The sequence below is a fragment of the Prescottella equi genome (assembly GCF_002094305.1).
GTDB classification, from domain to species: Bacteria; Actinomycetota; Actinomycetes; order Mycobacteriales; family Mycobacteriaceae; genus Prescottella; species Prescottella equi.
This window is the reverse complement of record NZ_LWTX01000015.1, coordinates 1-24,297: the sequence shown is the minus strand read 5'-3', so window position 1 is coordinate 24,297 and position 24,297 is coordinate 1. Positions and strand designations below refer to the sequence as shown.

General features: G+C 67.8%; 13 protein-coding genes. 1 reads left to right on the top strand and 12 read right to left on the bottom strand.

Going from position 1 to position 24,297, the window contains the following annotated elements; all coding sequences use genetic code 11:
• Positions 1–48 precede the first annotated feature (48 nt).
• Together A6I89_RS23280 and A6I89_RS23275 are read right to left on the bottom strand one after the other, a co-directional pair.
• Entirely contained in the window at positions 49–807 is a 759-nt protein-coding gene (locus A6I89_RS23280; protein WP_022593357.1) for a MerR family transcriptional regulator, read from the bottom strand.
• Between the two features lie 143 nt (positions 808–950).
• The gene (locus A6I89_RS23275; RefSeq protein WP_044990273.1) at positions 951–2,669 is read right to left on the bottom strand and encodes a SpoIID/LytB domain-containing protein; all 1,719 of its coding nucleotides are present in this window, start codon (positions 2,667–2,669) and stop codon (positions 951–953) included.
• 373 nt (positions 2,670–3,042) lie between these two features.
• Here A6I89_RS23275 and A6I89_RS23270 point away from each other — a divergent pair, with 373 nt between their 5' ends.
• Entirely contained in the window at positions 3,043–5,088 is a 2,046-nt protein-coding gene (locus tag A6I89_RS23270; protein WP_022593353.1) for an N-acetylmuramoyl-L-alanine amidase, read from the top strand.
• Positions 5,089–5,164: 76 nt separating this feature from the next.
• Here the strand turns inward: A6I89_RS23270 and A6I89_RS23265 are convergent, their stop codons facing one another.
• The 10 genes from A6I89_RS23265 to A6I89_RS23220 form a co-directional block, all read right to left on the bottom strand.
• A complete protein-coding gene (locus A6I89_RS23265) occupies positions 5,165–5,989 on the bottom strand; it encodes a Cof-type HAD-IIB family hydrolase (protein ID WP_013414504.1) in 825 nt (274 codons plus the stop codon).
• An 81-nt stretch (positions 5,990–6,070) separates the two neighbouring features.
• Positions 6,071–6,829: a lysophospholipid acyltransferase family protein gene (locus A6I89_RS23260; RefSeq protein ID WP_022593351.1), complete on the bottom strand. Its 759-nt coding sequence runs from the start codon at positions 6,827–6,829 to the stop codon at positions 6,071–6,073.
• 119 nt (positions 6,830–6,948) lie between these two features.
• Positions 6,949–8,484 carry an Ig-like domain-containing protein gene (locus A6I89_RS23255; protein WP_022593349.1) on the bottom strand — a complete coding sequence of 512 codons (1,536 nt, stop codon included), beginning with the start codon at positions 8,482–8,484 and terminating at the stop codon, positions 6,949–6,951.
• A gap of 273 nt (positions 8,485–8,757) precedes the next feature.
• A complete protein-coding gene (locus A6I89_RS23250) occupies positions 8,758–11,910 on the bottom strand; it encodes a beta strand repeat-containing protein (protein ID WP_044990268.1) in 3,153 nt (1,050 codons plus the stop codon).
• Positions 11,911–12,052: 142 nt separating this feature from the next.
• Positions 12,053–14,032 (bottom strand): Ig-like domain-containing protein, encoded by a 1,980-nt coding sequence (locus A6I89_RS23245; protein WP_044990266.1) that lies wholly within the window; start codon positions 14,030–14,032, stop codon positions 12,053–12,055.
• A gap of 112 nt (positions 14,033–14,144) precedes the next feature.
• Positions 14,145–15,587 (bottom strand): Ig-like domain-containing protein, encoded by a 1,443-nt coding sequence (locus A6I89_RS23240; RefSeq protein ID WP_022593343.1) that lies wholly within the window; start codon positions 15,585–15,587, stop codon positions 14,145–14,147.
• A gap of 311 nt (positions 15,588–15,898) precedes the next feature.
• Entirely contained in the window at positions 15,899–17,140 is a 1,242-nt protein-coding gene (locus tag A6I89_RS23235) for an Ig-like domain repeat protein (RefSeq protein WP_022593341.1), read from the bottom strand.
• A 234-nt stretch (positions 17,141–17,374) separates the two neighbouring features.
• Positions 17,375–19,402 (bottom strand): Ig-like domain-containing protein, encoded by a 2,028-nt coding sequence (locus A6I89_RS23230; RefSeq protein ID WP_044990283.1) that lies wholly within the window; start codon positions 19,400–19,402, stop codon positions 17,375–17,377.
• Positions 19,403–19,464: 62 nt separating this feature from the next.
• On the bottom strand, positions 19,465–21,771 hold the full coding sequence (locus A6I89_RS23225) for an Ig-like domain-containing protein (protein WP_162149951.1): 2,307 nt from the start codon (positions 21,769–21,771) through the stop codon (positions 19,465–19,467).
• A 182-nt stretch (positions 21,772–21,953) separates the two neighbouring features.
• A partial coding sequence (locus A6I89_RS23220; RefSeq protein WP_139811877.1) for an Ig-like domain-containing protein occupies positions 21,954–24,297 on the bottom strand: 2,344 nt, incomplete at its 5' end.

Here is a 24,297-nt window from a genome sequence, read left to right as displayed (position 1 = left end):
CCTTTCCGGTGGCGCGAACCACCGAAAAGGCGCACGGGCGCGGAGCGCCTACAGGGCCACCGCGAACGCGAGCATCGCGTCCCGTACGAACTCGGCGGTGCCCGGGCCGTGCCGGTCGTAGTGCTTCGCGAACCGCGGATCGGACACGTACATCTCCCCCAGGCCCGCGAAGGCGTCGGCGGTGGGACGCCGGTCCTGCCAGCCTGCCGCGACCCACTCGTAGTGCCGTCGGGTGATCGCCAGCACCTCGGGTGAGTCGGGTGCGAGGCCGGCCGCGTGCGCTCGCCCGAACTCGGCGGCGATGTCCAGTTGGTCCTGCTGGAAGCCGGTCTTGTCGGCATCCGACAGGGTCCGCCACCAGCGGTCGCCGCGGTCGTAGGCGTCCCGGCCCCACCGTTCGACCACTTCTTCCTCGTAGCGCGTGTGGTCGAATCCGTCGAACATCTCCTCGGCCATCAGTGGCTCTCCTCTTCTCGTCCTGTCCAGCGTGGTTCGCACCGACGCGATGCGACGCCGCAGTCGCTCCTGCTCCTCCTCGAGCAGTTCCAGGTGCGTCGTGAGCGCGGACAGGGTGTCCGTGTCTCCTGCCAGCACCTCGGCGATCGCGGTCAGCCCCAGCCCCAGATCGCGGAGCAGCAGGATCCGCTGCAGTCGCACCAGCGCCGCCTGGTCGTAGTGGCGGTAGCCGCCCGCCCCGATCCGGCTGGGGGCGAGCAGACCGATGCTGTCGTAGTGCCGCAGCGTCCGGCTCGTGGTCCCGGTGATCCGCGCGAGCTGCTGGATCGACCACTCTCCGGTCCGCTTCATGTCGCCTCCTCGGTGCGTCGGTACCACCAGCCTGCAGGTTGACGCAGCGTCAAGGTCAAGGGGAATTCCCCGCTCGACGAGAAAAGGGGCAGGGCCACCGCGCTGTGCGGTGGCCCTGCCCCTTCTCGGGTCCTGCGGATTTCCTATCCGGCGACGATGTCCGTTTCCGCCGGCGCCGGCTGCACGACGACACTCGAGTCGACGACCCGCGTGCCGAGCGTGGGCGTCCACACGATGGTGCCGCCCGCGTAGGTCCGGAACTTGCCCGATTCGTCGACCAGCATCAGCTCGGGTCCCGTCGGTTCACCCAGCGTGCCGGCCGCGCCGCCGAGTTCCCGGTACTTGGCGTCGATGGGCGACTCCTCCGCCGGGGCGGCAGCTTGGTCCATGGGAGCAGCGATGGGTTCGGCGATCGCGTCACCCGCTGCAGCAGCGAACGGGAGGGGTGCGGCCGAGCCCGGCGGCAGCGGGGGCAACGGGGGCAGCGGCGGCAGGAGCGACTCCACCGACCCCGGGGTGATCTCGGGCAGCGGCGGCAACTCCGGCAGCGGCAGCGACTCGAGCGAGCCCGGCGGGAGCGGCAGGCCCGGAATCGGCCCGGGCGCGCCGGGGCCGCCGACGGTGAACCAGTCCGACTTGAGCCCGAGCTTCCACCTGGCCTCGTCGCCCGAACCCTCGACGGTGCGGGCCGTTCCCACCACCTTGACGCGGGTGACGCGACCGCCGTCGGCGCCGAGGTTGTTGCGACCGATGACGTCGAAGGAGATCAGCTCGCCGACGCCGTACGCGTTCGCGATGGCTCCGGCGGTGACGGTCTGCTGCCAGTTGCGGTTCGGTGAGACGACGTCACCCTCGTCGACGACGGCCGGGAAGACGCCGCCGGCGGTGAATCCGCCCGACGACGACGAGAACTCGGCCGCCATGATCTGGTTGCCGCGCTTGATGACGGTTCCGCTCGTGGTGCGGACGGCTTCGGTGGTCCGCCAGTCCTCGTTGGACGATCCGCGGTAGACCTGGCAGGACTGGGTGTCGCAGGTCTGCGCGTAGCCGTAGCGGCGCTCGGCCGCGGCGTACGAGCGCGCCGCGATGGCCTGCGCCCGCAGCGCCTCCCTGCCACCGGAGTCGGCCCACGACGGGATCGACTCGGAGGGAACGACACTGTAGAGATAGTCCTCCATCAGCACACGGTTCACGGTGCGCCAGGCGCCGTTGCCGTCCCGGGTGGCGTTCATCGCGCCGCGATACGGGACGTTGCCGTCGCACAGGCGCAGATGCTCGTTGGCCGGACGGTTGGCGCCGAGGTTGACCGGGTCGACCCAGGGATGGTTGGTGGAGCCCCGCCAGATTTCCCGGCCGGTGCACCCTTCGGTGACGGTGACGTCGGCACCGCCGGGCGTCGGGACGAGGTGCGCGGCCGAGTTCGGCCCGAAGTACCGGCCCGCGACGTTGAGACCGGCCTGCGCGTAGACGTCGAGGCGCTTGTCGTCACGGCCGATCAGACGTACCGCGACGAAGGGATCCGCCACCTGACCGAGCTGGGTGTTGCCGTAGTAGTGCCCGACGATGCGTTCGGCGGTCCACCCGAAGTTCTTCGCGTAGCCGTAGGCGCCGTACTGCCCCATGCCGCGGCCGTGCCCGTAGCCGTGCCCGTACAGGGTGACGGGCGTATCGGCGGCGACGGCGGGCGCGATCTCCGAGTCCGGGCCGCGATCGACGACCGTCAGCGCGACCGCGGCGCCCACGGCGAGGGCCGGCACCAGGCCGAGGGCGGCGAGGCGCCCCACGGAACGCGACGGGTGCCTGCCCGGACGTCGACGACGCAGGACACGATCTGCGGAAATGCGAAGGCGGGGGGTCGCCATAGGCTCGCTCCTCATCACTGGGTTCTGGGGGTCGTGCGGGCCTGTGCGAAGTCCGGAACGGGCGATGGAACGGGAGCGAAGCAGCCCCGACCTGCACAGTCATCAAAAGGCTCAAGCTAAGGTTGAGCGTTATGGATGTTGCGACTAGTGTGGCAACTGTGACTGCTGTTGGCAACATCCGCCACTGAAGTAACTTCAGTCACAGCAGTAACATCTGCATCACAAGTTGCAGACATCCTCGGATGAACTGTGGACTTCCTCCCGGGGGAGCCCCCAGGATTCAGTCCGAAACCGAACCGCCCGGAATCGGCCGGCCGAGAGGTCGCTCGCAGCGCACGAAGACACCCCGCGCATTACCACGAGGAGATTCGCCTTGCCGCACCGTCGACCGAAGAACTCGATAGTCCTGGCCGCAGTCGCAGCAGTCGCCGTCGCCACCCCGTTCGCTGTCCAGGCACTGAACAGCGAGCCTTCGGACGTCCTCTCGGCGAGCGATTCGGCCCCGACGATCGAGACGCAGATCGCGGAAGTCGTTCTCGCGTCCGTTCCGGACATCGTCATCCCGCTGAAGGAACTGACGGGCCTGGACCTGCCCGACCTGCGCCTCGGTGACCTGCCGCTCCCGCACGAGATCCCCCTGCCGGGTGGTGGGACGCTCACGCTTCCGTCGCTGACGCCGCTGGCACCGCCCACGGCGCCGTCGACCGCTCCCGGCGACATCGCTGCCCCCGTCCCGGGCGAGGTCTCCCCGGAGACCCTCGGTGCGACGGTCAAGGAGGTCACGCAGGACACGCCGTTCTCGATGGTCGGCGTCACCGCTGCCGATCTCCAGTCGTCGGTCACCCAGCTGCGCGCGAAGCTCGCAGACGGCTCGTGGGGCGAGTGGATCACGCCGGATCTCATCGACGGCAGCAGCAACGGCAAGCAGGGCACCGAGCCGGTTTTCGTCGGCGACACGAACGCCGTGCAGATCCTCGTGACCCCGAAGGACGGCGCGGCGGGCGCTGCAGGCACCGCCGAGGCGCCCGCCGGTACGGATCCCACCGATCCGGCACTCCGCGCTCCGGGTGCTGCCGAGGCTCCGGAAGCGCCGGCCGCCGAAGCGCCTGCACCGCAGGAGGAATCCGACGCAACCCAGCCGCTCGGTTACACCCCGGCCGCGGTGTCGAAGCCGCTGCGACAGGCGACGCTCACCGCGAACGACGTCGCGGCTGTGCTGATCAATCCGGGTAGCGGACCGCAGGATGCGAACCTCGCCGACATCGCCACCCCGACCTCGGTGAACGGCGTCAACATCATCTCCCGCAAGGCGTGGGGCGCGAACGAGGGCATCCGCTGCCAGAACCCGACCTACGACGACTCCACCGGTGGCGCCACGGTGCACCACACCGCCGAGACCAACAACTACACGCGTGAGCAGTCCGCGGGCATCGTGCGCGGCATCTACGCCTACCACGCGCAGTCGCTCGGCTGGTGCGACATCGGCTACAACGTGCTGGTCGACCGCTTCGGTCAGATCTTCGAGGGTCGCTTCGGAGGCCTCGACCGTCCCGTCCAGGGCGCGCACGCCGGTGGCTTCAACGAGAACACCGTCGGTATCGCCATGATGGGCAACTTCGTGAACGAGCCGGCGCCGGCGGCGACGATCGAGTCGGTCGGCAAGTACCTGGGCTGGCGGCTCAAGCTCGCGAACCTGAACCCCAAGGGCCAGGTCACCATGTACTCCGAGGGCACGCAGTACTCGAAGTACCCGCTGGGGCAGCGTGTGGTCCTGCCGACGATCTTCGCCCACCGCGATGTCGGCTACACCGAGTGCCCCGGTAGCGCCGCGTACGCCCAGATGGACCAGATCCGAAACATCGCCGCAGCCAACTACGGCGGCAACACCGGTGGTGGCGGCAGCACGCCGCCGACCAACCCCAGCAACGGCGGCGGCAACAACGGTGGCGCCAACCCGGTCGGGTCGCTCGACCTCAATGCGCAGATCCCGGCAGTGGTGAACGGCATCCTGTCGATCGCCGACTCCAACCCGATCGCGCGCCAGTGGCTCGCGATGGGCGGTAACCGCAGCATGGTCGGTGACGCGATCACCGGTCTGCTGACCACGGCCACCGGCCAGCTCTACGCGTTCTTCCAGAACGGCGGCATCTTCACTTCGCCGCTGGGCGGCGTGGTCACGATGATCGGCAAGATCTTCGAGCAGTGGACCGCAGCCGGGGGCGTGATGAGCGACATCGGCCTGCCGATCAGCGACGAGTACTCGGTGGACGGCGGCAAGCGCTCCGACTTCGAGCGCGGCTCGATGATCTTCGACGAGGTCACCGGCCAGGTCACCACGATCATGAACGACGCGGCAGCTCCGGCTGCGGCCCCCGCTCCGGCGGACGCGGTGTCCGAGGCTCCGGTCGCTATCAACTGACCGTCCCACGCAAAAGGTCTGCCCTCCACGGATTCGTGGAGGGCAGGCCTTTTTCGTTCTCGCGGGGAGCGGGAACTCAGCTCCGCCAAAGCCTTTCGAGCACCCGGGCGACGCCGTCGTCCGAGTTCGTGGCGGTGACCTCGTCGGCCGCCGCCTTCGCCTCGGGGTGTGCGTTCTCGACCGCGACGCCGTGACCGGCCATCGCCAGCATCGGGATGTCGTTGGGCATGTCGCCGAACGCGACGATGCGGTCGTGGAGCACGTCGACGTGCTGCGCCATCAGTTTCAGTCCCGACGCCTTGGTCACCCCCGGCGCCGACACCTCGATCAGGCCGTTGTTCGTCGAGTAGGTGAGATCGGCCCTCTCCCCCACCAACGGACGCAGCTTGGCGGCCATGTCGGCGCTGCTCGCTCCGGGCAGGCGGATGAGCATCTTCACGGCCGGCGCGGACAGCAGATCCTCGGGGGCCATCTCCGTGTGCTCGGGGTTGAGCCAGGCATGTTCGTAGCCCGGCGCGCTGACGAACTGCGCGGTGGCCGTGTCGTGCGCGCTGGTACCGATGCGTTCGGCCGCGAGCCCGGCCCGGGGCAGTTCGTAGTCGACGAGATCGGCCAGCCACGCGAGGGTCTCCACCGACAGGGTCGACGCACTGAGGACCCGGTCGGTGGCGGCGTCGTAGAGCACCGCGCCGTTCGCGCACACCGCGAGGGGAGCGAACCCAAGCCCGTCGACCACCGGGGCGAGCCAGCGCGGCGGTCGTCCGGTGGCCAGGACGAAAGGCGTTCCGGACTCGACGACGGCCCGTACGGCGGCGCGGGTGCGCGCGGTCACGCGTTCGTCGTCGTCGATCAGGGTGCCGTCGACATCGCTGGCGACGAGGCTGGGCAGTTCGGTGGACACCGGGCCATTCTGCCCCGTTCCGGTGACAATCGGCCCCTCCGTACGCCCGGTGAGCCCTAACTCACCGGGCCGGCCGCCGATCTACGCCCCGCCGGACTCCTTGGCGCGGCGGGCCGCAGCCTTGGCCTCGGCCTCCTCCGCATCCATCCGGTTGGCCTCCTCGAGCGTCGGGGCGCCGCCGCCGAGCCGGGCGGGCACCCAGTACTCACCGGCCGGGTGCTCGTAGTTCGCCTGCACGCCGCGGAGCAGTTCCCCCATCCGCGAATGCAGCAACGCCGTCATCTCCGACGCAGGTTCGAACGGCGCGATCGGCTCGCCGACCGCGATCGAGATGGGGGTGTTCGTCCGGCCCAGACGCTTCGGGAAGCCCTTCGTCCACACCCGCTGCGAACCCCAGATCACCATCGGCACGATGGGGGTGCCGGACTCGAGTGCCATGCGCGCCGCGCCGGACTTGAACTCCTTGAGCTCGAAGCTGCGGCTGATCGTCGCCTCCGGGAACACGCCGACGAGTTCGCCGTCCCGCAGCGCCTGCACGGCTGCGCGGTACGAGTCGGCACCGGCGGCCCGGTCCACGGGAATGTGCTTCATGGCCCGCATCATCGGGCCGGACACCTTGTTGACGAACACCTCGTTCTTCGCCATGAAGCGGATGTACCGCTTGACGGCGCGGGCGGGCAGCCCGGCGTAGGTGAAGTCCATGTAGCCGGTGTGGTTGATCGCGATCACCGCGCCCCCGGTCGCGGGGATGTGCTGCTCGCCGGTGACGGTGAATTTCAGTCCCTGGCCTGCGAACACTGTGCGGGCGACGCCGATGATCGTTCGGTAGAAGGGTTCCACAGTGTGCAGCGTAGTCGGCGCGGTGTGGCCGGGCGCACTTCGCGTCGTCGGCCACGGCCCGGACACGACCGCGGTCCCCCACCGTGGTGCGGCGGGGGACCGTGGTCGCGATCAGCGGATCAGGACCCGAACATCGGTGCGCCGCCGCCGAGCGATCCGGCACTGCCGGTACCGCCGTCGCCCCCACCGGTGTCCGACCCGGTCACCTGGATCGTCTGGGGCGCCGACGAGGACCCGATCACTCCGGGGCCCCCGGAGTAGACGGCCCTGACGTCGCGCACTCCCGGCGTCGGGAAGGTGTAGGTCAACGCGGCGGCGCCGCCCGACACTGTCTGCGGAGTCCCGATCGGCGTCGCCCCGTCGTAGAACTGCACCGTGCCCGGCAACGTCGCGGGTCCCGAGACCTGCGCCGACAGTTGCACCGGCAGGCCGACCGTTGCGGATGTCGGCACGGAGAGCGTCGTCGATGTCGCGACGTCGTCGGGTGTCGGTGCAGTCACGACGACGGTGCGTGCGGGCGACGTCGACCCGACGAAGCCGCTTGCGGCGGTGAAAACCGCGACGACGCTGTGCGAGCCCACCGTCGGGAAGGTGTGTTGCAGACTCGCGACACCCCCGGACACCGGGACCGGTCCACCGATGTCGGCGCCGTTGTCGCGGAACTGCACCGTTCCCGCCGCATTCAACGGTGCGACCGTTGCGGACAGCAGCACCGACGTATCGGTCTTGGCGTCGCTCGGCGCGGTGAGCGTCGTCGTGGTCTGGACATCCGCCCCTGTCACCGAGACCGTTCGTGGCTGCGATGTCGAGTTCGCGAAAGTCGTTGTGCCGGTGAACACCGCCGTGACGTTGCGCGAGCCGGCAGCCGGGAAGCTGTACGACATCTGGGCCTGTCCACCGGACACCTGGACCGGGGCGCCGATGTTGGTCCCGTTGTCGCGGAACTGGACGGAACCGGTGGCGGTCGGCGGTGTCGCGCCGGCAGTCAGCGTCACCGGCGTTCCGGCGACCGCAGTGGCCGGAGCTGTCACTGTGGTCGACGTGACGACCGGCTCGACCGAGACGGCCAGGTTCGACATCGGGTTGAAGGCTTGATAGCTCGAGAACGCGAAGATGTCGAAGCCCATTCCGGTGGAGCGCGGTCCGGGTTGAGCGTTGTCCGCGACCTTGTAGGTGAACGTGAGCGTCGGGTTCTTGCTGCCGTTGCCCTGCCCCGGGATGAGGCCCAGTGCGAGGGTGGCGTCCGTCCACTTGATCGTCACGGAACCGTTGGCCGGATTCTGCACGGCGGCACCGTCGTACAGGGACGGACCGTTCAGGTTCGCCCCGGCGCCCCGCCACACGTTGCCGCTCACGCCCTGGAACACGTAGCCGGCGGGCGGGAAGTCGGTCAGGTTCTCCAGATACCGGTCCACGCTCAACAACCCGGACGACGTCTTGAACGTGATGGTGGACGTGACGGTCTCACCAGGATGCGCGACGGCAGGGCTCACCGTCTTGGTGGCGATGATGTTGTCGGTCGTGACGGTTTGCGACACCGTTGCGGCCGAGGCGCTTCCGGCTCCCCACAGGACCTGGCCGGCGGCTACGGCGCTGGCGGCCAAAGCCCCTGCCACGACTGTCGACACCAGTCGTCGCGTGAAGGATCGGGTCACTGGCACTCCTCTCTTCGCAGGAGAGTGCGGACCGGGGATGACGCGTGCCGGAACCGCGCTCAGGAGAACACGTTTGCCGAACTCGGCCGACGCATCCCGACTGCGAACGCGCCTGCCACGCTTCACCCCGACTGCCCCGACGAGTGATGTGCGCTCACACTGTATCGACGCGAGCCGGGACGAGGTGGGAAAACCGTTCGATCCGGCACAACACGCACGAGACCCCCGACCTGACGGTCGGGGGTCTCGTCGGCTGTCGACTCGGGTCGCCGATCAGGACCCGAAGCCCGAACGCCCCACGCCACTCAGGGAACCGGAGAGGTTCCCGAGCGAGCCCAGGCTGCCGGTGCCGCCACCGTCGCCGCCGTTGTCGACCGGGGACACCTGGACGGACTGCACCGGTGAGGCCGACGCCTTGGCACCCTGGCCACCCGAGTAGCGCGCGGTGATCGCGTGCGCGCCGTCGGTAGCGAAGGTGTGCTGAGCCGTCGCGACACCGTCGACGAGGTCGACGTTGCCGCTGATCGGGACGTCACCGTCGAAGAACTGCACCGTGCCAGGCAGATTCGTGCCGCCCGACACCTCCGCCGACAGCGTCACCGGCTGTCCCACGGTGGCCGTCGACGGCACGGTCACGGCCGTCGTCGTGACGATGTCCGCCGGGGTCGGGACGGACACCTGGACCGTCCGCGACGTGGCCGACGAGTTCGTGAAGCCCGCCGCGCCGGCGAACGAGGCGCCGACGCTGTGCACACCCGCAGCGGAGAACGTGTACGGCAGCGTGGCAACACCGTTCGAGACGGTGACGCCTCCCCCGATGTTGTTGCCGTCGACCGTGAATTGCACGGTGCCGGCCGCGTTGGCGGGCGTCACCGCCGCGGTGAAGGTGATCGCGGACCCGGTCTGTGCGTCCGACGGCGCCGACAGCGTCAGCGACGTCTGGACCACCGGTGCGCTGACGGTCACCGTCTGCGCCGACGACGTCGAGCTCTTGAAGCCGGTGCTTCCGGTGAAGACCGCGGTGATGCTGTGGCTGCCCGCTGTCGTGAACGAGGTCTGCGCGGTCGCCGTACCGTTCACTACGGCCACCGGTCCACCGATGTTGGTGGCGCCGTCCTTGAACTGCACCGAGCCGGCGGCGTTGGACGGATCCAGATTCGCCGTCAACGTGATCTGCTGGCCGGTCTCCGCGGTCGGCGGGACGGTGAGCGTGGTGGTGGTCGTGACGTCGACGACCACCGGATCGGTCACCATGATCGACTTGGCCGTCGCCGTCGAACCCAGGAAGCCCGCGCCGGCGGTGAACACGGCACCGATGCTGTGGTTACCGGACGTCGCGAACGAGTGCTGCACGGAAGCGGTTCCGTTCGTGACTGTGGCCGGCCCGCCGATCGGTGTCTGGCCGTCCAGGAACTGGACGCTGCCGGACGCGTTGGCGGGGGTGACGGTGGCGGTGAGTGTGGTCGCCGTGCCCTTGACCGTGGTTGCAGGCACGGTGAGCGTCGTGGTGGTCGGGGCGTCCGGGACCACCGGGGTGGTCACGGTGACGGATTGCGCCGCCGCCGAGGAGTTCGAGAAGCCGGCGTTGCCGGCGAAAGCTGCCGTGATGCTGTGGTTTCCGGCCGTCGCGAAAGAGTACTGCAAGGCGGCGACACCATTGGCCACGGCTACCGCGGAGCCGATGTTCGTCCCGTTGTCCTTGAACTGCACCGTGCCGGAAGCGTTGGTCGGATCGAGGTTCGCCGTAAGGGTGACCTGTTGATTCGTCTCCGCGGTCGGCGGGACGGTCAGCGTGGTCGTGGTCGCCTGGTCCGGGACGCTCACGGTCACCGGCTGCGCGGCAGCGCTCGAGGCCGTGAAGCCGGGCGCACCGGAGAACACGGCCGTGATGCTGTGCTGGCCCGCGGACGAGAAGGTGTGTGGCAGTTGCGCGGTGCCGTTCGAGATCGCGACCGGTGCGCCGATCTCCGCCCCGTTGTCCTTGAACTGGACCGTGCCGCTGCCCGGGTTCGGCGCGACGTCGGCCGACAGGGTCACCTCGGTGCCGGTCCGTGCAGTCTGCGGGACGGTCAGCGTGGTCGTGGTCGCCAGGTCGGGGACGCTGACCGTGATCGTCTGCGCGGGGGCCGACGAGCTGACGAAGCCGGCGCCGCTGAACTCCGCGGTGATGCTGTGGCTACCGGCCGTGGCGAACGTGTGTTGCAACGTCGCTGTCCCGTTCGACACCGACTGCGGCGAACCGATGTTCGCGCCGTTGTCCTTGAACTGCACGGTCCCGGAGGCGTTCGTGGGATCGAGGTTGGCGGTGAGGGTGATCTGCTGACCCGTTTCCGCGGTCGGCGGAACGGTCAGGGTCGTCGTGGTCGCCTGGTCAGGGACACCGACCGTCACCGTCTTCGGCGCGGCGGACGAGTTCACGAAGCCGGCGCCGCTGAACTCCGCGGTGATGCTGTGGCTACCGGCCGTGGCGAACGTGTGTTGCAACGTCGCTGTCCCGTTCGACACCGACTGCGGCGAACCGATGTTCGCGCCGTTGTCCTTGAACTGCACGGTGCCCACGGCATTCGACGGTGTCACCGTGGCCGACAACGTCGCCGCGGTACCTGTCAGAGCTGTCGACGGCGCCGACACCGTCATCGACGTCGGAACGACCACCGAAACCGATTGCGGCGCCGAATCCGACGGATTCGCCTTCGCGGTGCCCAAGTACCTGGCCTGCAGCGAGTGCGAACCCTGCGTTGTGGACGTCCACGTGAACGTCGCGACACCGGAAGCATTCAGGGTTCCGGAACCCAGTTTCGTCGTGCCGTCGTAGAAGTCGACCGGATCACCCTGCGAACCACCGGTCACCGTCGCGGTGAGGGTGACCGACTGACCCGCAGTGACCGGACCCGCCACCGCTGCCAGTGTCGTGGTCGTCGTGTTCTTGGCGACCGTGACCGTCGGGCCCTTGTCCACATACGTACCGCTGCCGAGGGTTCCGCTGTAGTGCATCGTCGTCGTCAACGGCACACCACGCACGCAATCCGCTCCCACCCGATACTGGAAGTCAAAGGTCTGCGACTTCGGATCGATGTTCGGGTACACCGGCCACGAACCCGTGACGCGCGCGTAGTCAGCAGCGATCTCCGGAGTCGCCCGGGCACCACCCACGTAGGTCAGGCATGGCGGATGCAGATCCTTGACGGCCTGCAGCCACTCCACCACGCCGCCGGTGCGCTCGAACTTCGTCGACACCGTGACGATGTCGCCCTCGTTCGGCGTCGTGTTACTCACCGTCCGAGTGAACTTGCTGTTGCCGTCGCTCCACGTCACCGATCCCGGTGCCGCACCAGCCGGACTCGCGCCCAGCGTCACCACGAACCCCGCGGCAACTGCGGCTGCGGCGCCCGCCGCCACGATTGTCCGCGTTCTCGATCGGGCCATTTCGCTTTCCCCTTCTCCAGAGCACTCTGCGGCCCATCGGATTCAAAGATTCCCGACCGTTCGAGTGATCGCCTCGGATGACACCTCCCACGCCGGCCCGACCCCGAGCGCGGGAGTTTCGAACTGAATGAACGACTGCGGTTCAGGAACCGAACCCGCTCAGCGAGCCGAGTGGACCCGCGCCTCCCTCGTTGCCACCCCCTGCGGCGGCAACCTGGACGGTCTGCGGCGCCGAAGTCGACGCCTGGGATCCCGCGCCACCGGAGTAGACCGCAGTGATCTCGTGCGGGCCTGCCGACGTGAAGGTGTGCGGAAGTGTCGCCACACCGTTCTGGAGCGCCACGCCGGAACCGAGAGGGATTGCCCCGTCGTAGAACTGGACCGTGCCGGTCAGTGATCCGTTGCCCGTGACCCGCGCCGACAGGGTGGCCTGCTGCCCGACCGTGGCGTTGCCCGGAACCGTCAATGCCGTCGACGTCACCACGTCACCGGGCGCCGGGTCGGACACCTGGACCGACTGCGGCGACGAAGTGGAACCGACGAAGCCCGTACCGGCGGTGAAGACGGCGGTGATCGAATGCACCCCGGACGCCTGGAAGGTGTGTTGGATAGCGGCGACACCGTTCGCCACGTCGACCGGCGAGCCGATCGGATCGTCGCCGTCCTTGAACTGCACCTTTCCGGAGGCATCGGCCGGGGTGAGATTCGCGGTCAGCGCCACCGCCACCCCGGTCTGGGCGGTCGTCGGGGCCGTCAACGCCGTGGTGGTCTGGACATCGGGAACCTGTGGGTCGGTCGCGATCACCGGTTTCGCTGTCGCCGTCGATCCGAGGAAGCCCGGGTCACCGGTGAAGACGGCGGAGATGGAGTGATTTCCGGGGTTGGTGAAGGTGTGACTGAGCTGCGCCTTCCCGTTCGACACGGTGACCAACGAGCCGATGTCGGCGTTGCCGTCCTTGAACTGCACCTTTCCGGAGGCATCGACCGGGGTGAGATTGGCAGTCAACGTCACCGCCGTCCCGGTTTCGGCGGTGGGAGGCACCTGCATCGCGATCGTCGTCTGCACGGCGGGAGCACTGACGGCCACGGGCTGGGGCGCCGACGTCGTCTCCGCGAAGCCGGAACCGGAAGTGAAGGTCGCCGTGATGTTGCGGTTGCCTGCCGTCGTGAAGACGTACTGCATCGTCGCCGCGCCGTTCGACACCGGCACCGGCGACCCGACGTTCGTCCCGTTGTCCTTGAACTGCACGGTGCCCACCGCATTCGACGGTGTCACCGTCGCCGACAACGTCACCGCGGTACCTGTCAGAGCTGTCGACGGCGCCGACACCGTCATCGACGTCGGAACGACAACCGAAACCGATTGCGGCGCCGAATCCGACGGGTTCGCCTTCGTGGTGCTCAGGTACTTCGCCTGCAATGGGTGCGTTCCCGCTGTGGTGGGTGTCCACGCGAGCGTCGCGACACCGGAAGCACTCAGGGTTCCGGTTCCCACCTTGGTCGTGCCGTCGTAGAAGTCGACCGCATCACCCTGCGCACCACCGGTCACCGTCGCGGCGAGGGTGACCGACTGGCCCGCCGTCACCGGAGCCGATACGGGCGCCAGTGTCGTCGTGGTGGCGTTCTTGGCGACGGTGATCGCCGGTCCCTTGTCCGCATACGTGCCGCTGCCGAGTGAACCGCTGTAATGCATCGTCGTCGTCAACGGCACACCACGGGCACAATCGGCACCTACCCGGTACGAGAATTCGAATGTCTGCGACTTCGGATCGATGTTCGGATACACCGGCCAATTGCCGGTCACCCGAACATAATCGGAAGCGATTTCCGGGCCCGACCGACTACTGCTGACATAGGTCAGACACGGTGGGTGAAGATCCTTCACCGCCTGGATCCACTCCACCGGAATTCCCGTGCGCTCGAACTTCGTCGACACCGTGACGATGTCGCCCTCGTTCGGCGTCGTGTTGCTCACCGTCCGAGTGAACTTGCTGTTCCCGTCCTCCCACGTCACCGAACCCGACGCCGCGCCGGCCGAGCCCGTCCCCAGCGCCACCACGAACCCGGCGGCGACTGCGGCCGTCGCGCCTGCCGCCATCCAGCGAACTCTTCTGTCAGACATAGGTTCCCTCCGACGGCGGGCGTGGCCGGCCGTTCTGCGATCGACTGGTGGACCCCTCGTCCGGCCGCGAGGTCAGTGACGGGCCGGACGAGGGGCGAGACTTCGAAGAGGACTAGCCGCCGAGGGACGCGAGGCTTCCGGTGCCCCCGCCCGTGCCACCGTCACCACCGCCGGTGGAGGCGGGTGCGACGCTGACGGAAAGGGCATCGGACGACGCATTGACGTTGCCGGCCCCCGAGTACTCGGCGCGGATCACCCGCTGCCCCTCGACCGCAGGAGTCCAGCTGACCGTGGCGACGCCACTGCCGTCGACCGTCGCCGCTCCGACGACAGTGTCGCCGTCCTTGAACGTCACGGTTCCGCCGGCGTTGCCCGGGGTCACCTGTGCGGAGATGCTCTGCGGCGAACCGACCTTCGCTCCGACGACGTTCGCGATCGCCGTGGCCGACTCGATGTTGCCGACGGGCTTGGCCGCCACCGTGACGGTCGCGGTGCCGGTCGACCCGGCCACGCCGTCACGACCGGAGAAGACCGCGACGAGCGTACGGCTGCCCTCGCTCGTCGGCGTCCACTGGTACGTGGCCTTGCCGGCGCCGTCGACGGGAACCTGGGCCAGCACCTCGGAGCCGTCCTTGAACACGACGGTTCCGCCGGCGCCTGCAGGCGACACGGTGGCCTCGAGAGTGGAAGCACGCCCCACCTGGGCACCTGCGACCGCGCCGATCGTGGTGCTCGACACCGTGTCGACCTGAGCGACGTCGATGGTCTGCTGGCCGGACTGAGAAGCGTTGGCCCGCGTGGTTCCCGGGAACTTCGCCATGAGGGTGTGCGCGCCACGGGTCCCCGGCGTCCACGCGTACGTCGCGGTGCCGTTGGCGTTGAGAGTGCCGGATCCGATCTTGGCGCCGCCGTCGAAGAACTCGACCGTGTCGCCCTGCGCGCCGCCTGTCACCGTCGCCACCAGGTTCGTGACCTGACCGACCTGTGCGCTCGTGACCTGGGCCAGGATCGTCGACGTCACGTTCTTACCTACGGTGATCGACGGCCCCTTGTTCGAGTAGGTGCCGCTCCCCAGGCTCCCCGAGTAATGCATCGTTGTCGAAAGCGCCGTACCTCGAGCGCAATCCGCGCCGACGCGGTAAGAGAACTCGAACGTGTGGGACTTCGGATTGATGTTCGGGTACACCGGCCAATCGATCGACGATCCCTCGATCCGCGCGAAGTCGGCCCCCTTGCTCTGGAGGCCGCGCGGCGACCCGTCCACCTTAGCCGATCCCTCGACGTAGGTGAGGCAGGTGGGATGCACATCCTTGACCGCGTAGATGTACTCGACGGGAATCCCGGTCCGCTCGAATTTCGTCGACACCGTGATGATGTCACCCTCGTTCGGAGTGGTGTTGCTGACCGTCCGCGTGTACTTGCTGCTGCCGTCGGTCCACGTCACCGAACCCGGCGCCGCACCTGCGATCCCCACACCGGCTGTGACCGCGAATCCGGCTGCCACCGCGAATGCGCTGAGTCCCCCGACGACCCGACGGATGTTCCTGTCAGACATGCAATTCCTCTCGACGCCGACCTTCGATGAATGCCGATCCGAAAGATGTCGCCGATGGCGTCGTGTATCGGGCCATGTTCCGACTCCCTCCAGAGCACGGTCCCGCGGTTCCGGCCCACCTGCCCACCGGTCGCACGGGTCTACGCACAGGTGGCGGCCCGACTCCATCACCTGGTCGTTTCGCCTCGACGGCGTGCATCGAGCGAAACGCGACTCACTGTATCGGACGTGCGTCCAAGTCGGATCGAAAATGGCGCAAACGTAAATCGAGGCCCTCACGCGGGACATGAGAGCCTCGATTCGACTGCCGATCAGGAACCGAACATCGCACTTCCGTTACCCAGGCTGCCGGCCGGACCCGGGACCGTCGGGGCATCGACAACCTGGATGGTCTGGGCAAGGGACGCCGACCCGTCGACTCCCACGCCACCGGTGTAGGCAGCGCTGATTTCGTGCGCACCCGCGCTGTCGAAGACGTAGTCGAGCGCGACGACACCGTTCGCGACGGGCAACCGCGGTCCGATCGGTGAGCCACGGTCGTAGAACTGCACCGTGCCGGGCAGGGTGAGTGCAGTCGACGAGACCTGCGCAGACAGGCGCACCGCCACCCCGACCGTCGCGGATTGGGGCGCCGTCATGATCGTGTTGGACTCCACGTCGTCCTGCCCACGGACAGATACGTCCACGATGCGTCCGGGCGAGGTCGAGTTGGAGAATCCCCCACTGCCGGCGAACGTCGCGGTGATCGGCTTGGGCCCCGCAGTCGCGAAGGTGTGCGAAGTCGACGCGATTCCGTTGACCACCGGAATCGGCGCCCCGATGTTCGCAGTTCCGTCCTTGAACTGCACGGTGCCGGTCGCGTTCACCGGTGAGATCGAGGCCGAAAGCTGGATCGACTCACCCGTCTTCGCACTCGGCGGCACCGTCACCGTGGTGCTGGTGGCCGTAGACGCCTGCTGGACGGACAGGCTCAGCTCACCAAGTGGGTTCCAACGCTGCGTCGTCTGGAAGGAGTAGATGTCGAATTCCATACCGGTGCTTCGCGGTCCGGGCTGGGCGCTGGCCGCGACCTTGTAGGTGAACGTCAGCGTTGCGTTCTTGTTCAGAAGGCCCAGCCGGCACCACGCGGCGACACAGTTGCCCGAACCTTTCCAGTCGAGCCGCACGGCGCCCGAAACCGGATCCTGTGACGCGGTGCCGTCGAACGGCCCGGACTTGTTGCGGCCGCCCGATACACCGTCACCGCGCCACACGTCGGCGTTGACGCTCTGGAGTACGTAATTCGTCGGCGGAAGATCGGTGAAGGTCTGCATGTAGCGGTCGACTCCGCTGGCACTCAACGTCACAGTCGACACCACGGTGTCTCCGGGAAAAGGGTTTGCGTTGTCGACGGTTTTGGTGGCGCTGATATTCGACGTCGTCACCGTTTGGGACACCGGCGCCGCGGACGCGACGCCGCTACCGAGAACGGCCTGCCCGACTCCGAGCGCGGCGACAGCCATCGCGCCCACGAGTACCTTCGACACAGCTCGCCGCATGACCGATCGGGCCATTCCGACTCCTTCCAAAGCGTTCGTGTACCGATGGACGTCCCACCGACACAGCGCAGTACGCATGCTTGTGCGTTCCTGTCGGCATCCGGCCCGACTCCGGTTGTTCGACAGGGCCCGGCGTCCCACGATCACGGCGCACCGAGCCTTTCGGACTTTATAGAACAAACGTCCAACTTCGGACGGTTTTCGCTACAGCGGATCCGGGGCGGCCGCTTGCGCGCCCGCCCCGACCCGTCAGGAACCGAAGGGCAGTCCGCTGAGGCTTCCGGTTCCCGTGCCACCACCCGGCGTCGAGTCGACGCTTGCGACCTGGACGGTCCGAGCCTCGGAGGTGGATCCACTCAATCCTTCCGCTCCCGAGTAGACCGCGGTGATCGGGTGCGCACCGGGTGTGACGAACGAGTACTGCAGCGTCGCAGCACCGTCGACCAGTTCCACAGCCTCACCGATAGGGGTGGCGCCGTCGAAGAACTGGATCGTCCCGCGAACCGGACCCGACGACACCACCGATGCCCACAACGTCACCTCGGTGCCACTGGTCGCCGAGGCGGGCACAGTCAGCGCCGTCGCGGTCTCGACGTCGGTCGGGGCCGCAACCGTCACGTTCACGTTCCGGGTAGCTGCCACCGAGCCGTCCAACGCAGGGACTCCCGAGAAGACCGCAGAGACGGCGTGCGTTCCCGCCACTGTGAAGGTGTGCGGAAGCCGCGCGACACCCGAGCTCACCGCGACCGGGTCGCCGATATCCTGCCCGCCGTCGCGGAACTGGACGGTACCGCCGTCGACCGCAGCTCCGGAGAAGTCGCGCACGGTCACCCAGAGGTCGGTGGTTGCACCGGTCTTGGCCTCACCGGGGACGCTCAGCAGAGTCACCGTGCCACGCGGCGTCACCACCGGATCGGTGACGGACACGGACCGGACCGATGAAGTCGAAGGTTCGAATCCTGCTGCACCAGAGTATGTCGCGGTGATGGAGTGACTGCCGACGGATGAGAACGTGTGCTCGAGTGTGGCTGTTCCGTTGACGACCTCGACCGCTCCGCCGATCGCGGCGACGCCGTCCTTGAACTGGACTGTTCCACCGTTCGGCGCCGGGGTGACCGACGCGGAGAGCGTCACCGGCGCTCCGGTCTGCGCCGTCACGGACGCGTCGACCGTGGTGACCGTGGCCAGGTCCGGAACCGAGACGGTCACCGTCTGCGCAGGCGCCGTGGACGAGACGAAGCCCGGACCCGTGAACACCGCCGAGATCGAGTGCGCACCTGCCGTCGTGAACGTGTGCGGGAACATGGCCACACCATTCGAGACGGCAACAGGCGCACCGAGGTTCGTGTTCCCGTCCCTGAACTGCACCGTGCCCGACGCCGAGCTCGGGTCGACGGTGGCGGACAGCGTCACCGGTGTTCCGGTGAGCGCGGACTGGGGCGCCTGCAGCGTCAGCGACGTGACCACGTCGGCCTCCGCCACCTGGACCGACTGCACCGCGGAATCCGATCCGTTGGCGAACGCCGTGGCCGCGAACCGCGCCTGCACCGACCGCGTACCCGCCGTCGTGGGTGTCCACGAGGACGTGGCCGCACCTGATGCATTCAGTCGACCCGTGCCGATCTTCGTCGAGCCGTCGTAGAAGTCGACCGGATCGTCCTGCTTGCCGCCGGTCACCGTCGCGCTGAGCGTCACCGGTTTGCCGACCTGTGCAGCCGGCACCGCCGCCAACGAAGTCGACGACACGTTCTTGCCGACCGTGAGAGCCGGTCCCTTGTCGGAATAGGTGCCGCTCCCGAGACTGCTCGTGTAGTGCATCGTCGTCGGCAACGCCACGCCTCGCGCACAGTCCGCGCCGACCCGGTACGAGAACTCGAATGTGTGTGGCTTTCCACCGATCAGAGCGCCCACCGGCCACTCCGTCACAGTTCCCTTGACGCGCGCGAAGTCGGCGCCTTGGCTCTCCAAGGCCCGTGTGGAGCCGTTGACCTTCGCGGAACCGTCCACATACGTCAGACACGTCGGATGGACGTCCTTGACCGTGTAGATGTACTCGCCAGGAATGGCGGTTCGCTCGAACTTCGTCGACACAGTGACGACGTCGCCCTCATTCGGGGTGGTGTCGCTGACGGTTCGAGTGAACTTGCTGCTTCCGTCCTGCCACATCGTCGAATCCGCAGCGGCACCGGCCAATCCTGCGCCGGCTCCGACGAGGCCCACCGTCAACGCGGCCACCCCCGCAGCGGCGGCCAATCTCCGCCCCGTCCTGCTCGTCATGCTGATCGTCCATTCTTCTCTCGCCATGTCGGCGTTTCGCTGTCGCATGGTCGTTCCCGCCCTCACGAACCGAAGGAGAGGCTGCCGGTGCCGGCGCCCGTCGGTCCGCCGGGTTCAGCGATCACGAGCACTCCCGCGATCGAGGAAGATTCGATGAATCCCTCTGCACCGCTGTACTTCGCGACGATCGTGTGCGACCCCGTTCCACTGAAGGAATGCGTAAGACTCGCCCGCCCGTCGACGAGATCGACTGCCTCGCCGATCGGCTTGTCGCCGTCGAAGAACTGCAGGGTGCCGTGCGGGGTCCGTGGGGCGACCACGCGCGCCGAGAGGCTGACCGGCGTTCCCGGAACTGCACCACCGGGCAGCACCAACTCGGTGGCCGTCGCGAGGTCCGTGACCGAAGCGAGCGCCACGTTGACGTCCTGGGCGTCGGAGTTCGACGCCGTATAGGCGCCCGTTCCGTGGAACGTGGCCGTTATCGAGTGCGCACCGGTCGCATCGAAAACGTGTGTCAGCTTGGCGAAACCGTCGATCACGGCTACCGGGTTGCCGATCGCCGAGGCGCCGTCGCGGAACTGCACGGTTCCACCGGCCGGCACCGGGACACCGTCGACCGAGTCGAACACGCTCGCCCAGAGGTCGACCGGCCGGCCGGACTTCGCCTCACCGGGCACGTTCAACAGGGTGGCGGTACCGATGTTCGACGCGATGACGGCTACGGTCACCGGCGCAGCCGAGGAACCGAGCGTTCCCAATCCACCGCTGAAGACCGCGCTGATCACGTGCGAGCCACCCCGGGTGAAGGTATGGGACAGGCTTGCGACTCCGCCCGAAACGAGCACCGGAGAACCGAGATTCGTCGCTCCGTCCCGGAACTGAACGGTGCCGTCGACCGGTGTCGGAGACACCGTGGCCGAGAGGGTGACCGGGCTTCCGACCTCTGCGGTGCCGGGGACCGTCAACGTGGTGACGGTGGCAACGGCGTCGGGCATGGGCTCGGACACGGTCACCGTCCGCGCACTCGAGGTGGACGGCCCGAAACCCGCGCCGCCCGAGTAGACCGCGGTGACGCTGTGGGCGCCAGTTGTCGTGAAGGCGTGCGGGAGCGTCGCGACTCCGCCGGTGACGGGAACCGGTGCACCGATCTCGGAAGCACCGTCTTTGAACTGCACCGTGCCGCTGGCGCCGACGGGGGTCACGGCGGCGACCAGGTCCACTGCGAGATCCGTCGTGGCGGTCGGCGGTACCGTGACCGTCGTCGACGTGGCCACGACCGGCGGCGTCACCGTCACAGTCCGTGCCTCCGACGTGGACGACGCGAATCCCGCCCCTCCCGAGTACACCGCCGTGATGCTGTGGGCGCCGAGCGATCCGAACGCATACGACAGGCTTGCGGACCCGTCGACCACGGGGACCGGAGCACCGATGTTCGCGCCACCGTCCCTGAACTGCACCGTGCCCGACGCCCCTGCGGGCGCCACGGTCGCGGCGAGTTGCACGGCAGTGCCGGTCGCCGCAGAGTCGGGCACGCTCAGCGTCGTCGAGGTGACGGTGTCCGGTACTGCGATCCGGACGGTCGCCAGCGGGCCCGCGCCGGCATTGAGGGCGGCGCTCTCGGAGTTGCGCGGACTGCAGCGCGTGGGCGCCCACTGCACGCCCAGGAATGAGGCTTTCGCGAGCTGCGTGCTGAAGTTCTTGTCGTTGTTGAAGTTGCCCGCCGCTCCGCTCGTTCGGATCCTCGGCTGGATGACACCGGACTCGCCGGCCACCATCGTCACGTCGATCGCCGGCAGCCGGAACCAGGAATCACCGCTCCCGTTGTTGCTACCGTCGATGTTCTTCTTCAGCTTGGGCGCGACGATGCCGCCTTCGCTACTGGTGCTGGTGAACGCTCCGTTGCCGATCACCTCGTTGTTGCCCGAGATCCGGAGAATCGTGCCGCTGGCGTCGGCGGTTCCGTTGTCGTTGACGCGGATGACGCTCGGCGCGACCCCACTCAGGTTCGCCGAGGAACCCGGCACGATCACCGCGCTGACGAAGGTCGCGTTCGACGGGATCTCGAAGTCGTTCTTCAGCCTCGACAGGTTCGTCGTGCTCGCGCCCGAATCGGAGTCGGGGAACGACTGCGCGTTCGTCTGCATCCGGAACGTGAAGGTCTCCCCCGGGGCCACCGTGTCGGGAGCAGCGACGGTCACCGACGCGGCGGGGGTCTTGGTGACGTTGATCGTCGCGGACGCACGGCATGTCGTCGTGAAGTCGACCGTCGTCGTCGCGGCCGTGGCCGGTTGGGCAACCAAGAACGATCCGGCGATCAACGCGGACCCGGTGAACGCCACGGTGCAGCGCCTCCGTAACGAGGAACTCATCTGACTCCCTGAAACAACGGTTTGACCGGCGCTATGGATACAGCGCTCCGAGTGAGTCACCATAGACCGGAAAACTGCAACGCGTGTCAGTTTTGCCGGACAAATGTCCAGTTGAGTGTGACGCCCCCCAAACGAGGGGCGGCCCCTGCCTCCACGGCAGGGGCCACCCGTCGGTCAATGGATCAGAAGCCGAAGCGGAACCCGTTCGAACTCCCCAGCGATCCGAAGTCCAGTGACCCAGCACCACCGGTGCCGCCGCCGGCCTCGCTCACGTCGAGCACCTGGACCGGTGACGTCGAACCGGCCACACCCGTGCCACCCGAGTACACGGCATGAACATGGTGCGGCCCGGTCGACGTGAATGTGTGCACGATTGTGGCGACACCGTCCACCACAGCCACGGGCGAGCCGATCTCGACGCCACCGTCGAAGAACTGCACTGTCCCAGGCAACGTCTGCGCACCGGTCACCTGAGCCTCGAGGGTGAAGGCGGTTCCGACCGTGGTCGACTGAGCCGAGGACATCAAGATCGACGACACCACATCCGACGGATTCGGAGCCGACACCGCCACCGGATACTGCGTCGAGGTCGACGCGAGGAATCCGGCACCGGGCAGGTACTCGGCTGTGATCTGGTGTGTCCCGGCAGAGCCGAAGTTGTGAGTGACAGTGGCGGAGCCGTTTTCCAGAACCACGGGGGATCCGATCGGGTTGCCGTTGTCACGGAACTGCACCGAACCCGTCGGCACCGCCGAACCCGACTGCGCCTGCACCGTCACCGACAGCGTCGTCGGCGCACCCGTTATCGCCGATTCCGGAACTCCGACCAGCGTCGCCGTTGCAACATCGACCGGTGCCGGGTCGCTCACCACGACGGTGTGGGCCGCGGCGGTCGAACCAGCGAAACCTGTTGTGCCGGAATACACGGCCGCCACTGAGAAAGAACCGGCCGCACCGAAGGTGTACGGCATGCTCGCCTGACCGCTGCCGTTTAGGGAGACCGGAGCCCCCACATCGGTGCCGGCCACCGAGAACTGGACCGTTCCGCCGGTGGGAACCGGTGACACCGCCACCGACAGGGTCACCTGCTGGCCTGTCTCCGCAGTCGATGGAGCGGTCACCGTGATGGTGGTGTCCTCATCGGGAACAACCGGAACGGAAACCGTCACGTTCTGCGCCTGCGCAGACGAGCTCGTGAAGCCGGCGGCGCCGGTGAACTCGGCCGTGACCGCGAACGAGCCGGCAGCGTCGAACGTGTGCGGCAGAGTCGCTGCACCCGCGGTCACCGGAACCGGAGGCCCCACCGGAGAACCGTTCACCTTGAACTGCACAGAACCCTGAGCGGTCGCCGGTGTTACCTGAGCCGACAAGCTCACCGACTCACCGGTCGTGGCCGAACCCGGAACAGTCACCGCCAGCGACGTGGTCACATCCGGATCGGAGACCGTCACGCTCTTCTCCAACGCAGTCGAGTTCGTGAAGCCGGCGGCGCCGGTGAACTCGGCCGTGACCGCGAACGAACCGGCAGCGGCGAACGTGTGCGGCAGAGTCGCCGCACCCGCAGTCACCGGAACCGGAGACCCCACCGGAGAACCGTTCACCTTGAACTGCACAGAACCCTGAGCGGCCACCGGAGACACCTGAGCCGACAAGCTCACCGACTCACCAGTTGTCGCAGAAGCCGGAGCAGACACCGTCAGCGACGTCTCCACATCCGGATCAGCCACCGTCACCGACTGCGCGGCAGCCGAAGAATTCGTGAAACCCGCGCCCGCAACGAAATCAGCACCGACACTGTGCGCACCAGCCGACGTGAACGTATGCGACAGCGTCGCAACACCACTCACCACCGCAACCGGAGACCCGATCGGCGCACCGTTGTCCGTGAACTGAACAGTGCCGACCGCGTTCGACGGGTTCACCGTCGCCGACAAATCCACCGAGCTACCCGTCGTCGCCGACTCGGGAGCAGTGACCGACAACGACGTGGACACGTTCGGATCGCTGACCACCACGTTCTGCGCCGACGCACTCGAGTTCGTGAACCCGGCACCGCCCGTGAACTCCGCGGTCACCGCGAACGAACCAGCAGCATTGAACGTGTACGGCAGCACAGCCTCACCACCGGATACCGGAACCGCTGCGCCCGCCGGGCTCCCGTTCACCTTGAACTGCACAGAACCCTGAGCGGCCACCGGAGACACCTGAGCCGACAAGCTCACCGACTCACCAGTTGTCGCAGAAGCCGGAGCAGACACCGTCAGCGACGTCTCCACATCCGGATCAGCCACCGTCACCGACTGCGCGGCAGCCGAAGAATTCGTGAAACCCGCGCCCGCAACGAAATCAGCACCGACACTGTGCGCACCAGCCGACGTGAACGTATGCGACAGCGTCGCAACACCACTCACCACCGCAACCGGAGACCCGATCGGCGCACCGTTGTCCGTGAACTGAACAGTGCCGACCGCGTTCGACGGGTTCACCGTCGCCGACAAATCCACCGAGCTACCCGTCGTCGCCGAC

Coding starts and splice junctions, on each gene's coding strand:
- A6I89_RS23250 (WP_044990268.1), bottom strand. CDS start 11,910: ATGGCCCGATCGAGAACGCGGACAATCGTGGCGGCGGGCGCCGCAGCC.
- A6I89_RS23280 (WP_022593357.1), bottom strand. CDS start 807: ATGAAGCGGACCGGAGAGTGGTCGATCCAGCAGCTCGCGCGGATCACC.
- A6I89_RS23225 (WP_162149951.1), bottom strand. CDS start 21,771: ATGAGTTCCTCGTTACGGAGGCGCTGCACCGTGGCGTTCACCGGGTCC.
- A6I89_RS23235 (WP_022593341.1), bottom strand. CDS start 17,140: ATGGCCCGATCGGTCATGCGGCGAGCTGTGTCGAAGGTACTCGTGGGC.
- A6I89_RS23240 (WP_022593343.1), bottom strand. CDS start 15,587: ATGTCTGACAGGAACATCCGTCGGGTCGTCGGGGGACTCAGCGCATTC.
- A6I89_RS23230 (WP_044990283.1), bottom strand. CDS start 19,402: ATGACGAGCAGGACGGGGCGGAGATTGGCCGCCGCTGCGGGGGTGGCC.
- A6I89_RS23245 (WP_044990266.1), bottom strand. CDS start 14,032: ATGTCTGACAGAAGAGTTCGCTGGATGGCGGCAGGCGCGACGGCCGCA.
- A6I89_RS23275 (WP_044990273.1), bottom strand. CDS start 2,669: ATGGCGACCCCCCGCCTTCGCATTTCCGCAGATCGTGTCCTGCGTCGT.